General features: G+C 75.0%; 1 protein-coding gene. It reads left to right on the forward strand.

Annotation, left to right across the window (positions count from 1 at the left end; translation table 11 throughout):
• A partial coding sequence (locus tag H5J33_RS35165) for an acyl-CoA synthetase (protein ID WP_181798703.1) occupies window positions 1–1261 on the forward strand: 1261 nt, incomplete at its 5' end.
• Window positions 1262–1426: the final 165 nt, after the last annotated feature.

Consider the following 1426-nt stretch of genomic DNA (forward strand, 5'->3'; position numbering starts at 1 on the left):
CGGCGCGCTGCTCGCCGGGGTGGCCGCGGTGCCGCTCAACCCGAAGTCGGGCGGGAAGGAACTCGGGCACATCCTCACCGACAGCGCGCCGTCCCTGGTCCTCGCCCCGCCGGGCGCCGGCCTGCCGCCGGTGGTGGGCGCCCTGCCCCGCGTCGACGTGGACGTCTCGGCCACCGGCCCGCTGCCCGGGGAGCGGGCGGCGGACGGCGATCCGGCGCTGATCGTGTACACCTCCGGCACCACCGGCCCGCCCAAGGGCGCCGTGCTGCCCCGCCGGGCCCTGGCCACCACCCTGGACGCGCTCGCCGACGCCTGGCGGTGGACCGGGGACGACGTGCTGGTGCACGGGCTGCCGCTGTTCCATGTGCACGGGCTGGTGCTGGGCGTCCTGGGTCCGCTGCGGCGCGGCGGCGAGGTACGGCACCTGGGCCGGTTCTCCCCCGAGGGCGTGGCCCGCGAGCTGAACGACGGCGCGACCATGCTGTTCGGGGTGCCGACGATGTACCACCGCCTCGCCGAGGCCCTGCCCGGCGATGCGGAGCTGGCCGGGGCGCTGGCGCGGGCCCGGCTGCTGGTCTCGGGCTCGGCCGCGCTGCCGGTGCACGACCACGAGCGGATCGCGGCGGCCACCGGCCGGCGGGTGATCGAGCGGTACGGCATGACCGAGACCCTGATGAACACCAGCGTGCGGGCCGACGGCGAGGCGCGCCCCGGCACGGTCGGGGTGCCGCTGCCGGGTGTCGAACTGCGCCTGGTGGAGGAGGACGGCACCGAGCTCACCGCCTGGGACGGGGAGAGCGTCGGCGAGATCCAGGTGCGCGGCCCGAACCTGTTCACCGAGTACCTGAACCGGCCCGACGCCACCGCCGCCGCGTTCACCGCCGACGGCTTCTTCCGCACCGGTGACATGGCCGTACGGGAACCCGACGGGTACGTCCGCATCGTCGGGCGCAAGGCCACCGACCTGATCAAGAGCGGTGGTTACAAGATCGGGGCCGGGGAGATCGAGAACGCGCTGCTGGAGCATCCGGGAGTGCGGGAGGCGGCGGTCACCGGGGAGCCGGACGCCGACCTGGGCGAGCGGATCGTGGCCTGGATCGTCCCGGCGGACCCGGATTCCCCGCCCGGCGCGGAGGAGCTGGCGGACCACGTGGCCCGGCGGCTGGCCCCGCACAAGCGCCCCCGTACCGTCCGCTACCTGGACGCGCTGCCCCGCAACGACATGGGCAAGATCATGAAGCGGGCCCTGGCCGATGCCTGAGCGGCGCTCGGCGCAGGAGGTGCTGGCGCTGCTGGCCGACCCCGGCAGCTTCCGTGAACTCCCCGCGCCCGCCGGGGAGTCGGCGCCGGACGGACCGCTGGGCTGGTGCTGACCTTCCTCGTCCTGCTGAAGTTCGACTTCAACGTCTCCGAACTCCTCGGCAGG

It is taken from the genome of Streptomyces sp. WELS2, assembly GCF_013870595.1.
In the GTDB taxonomy this organism is placed as follows: domain Bacteria; phylum Actinomycetota; class Actinomycetes; order Streptomycetales; family Streptomycetaceae; genus Streptomyces.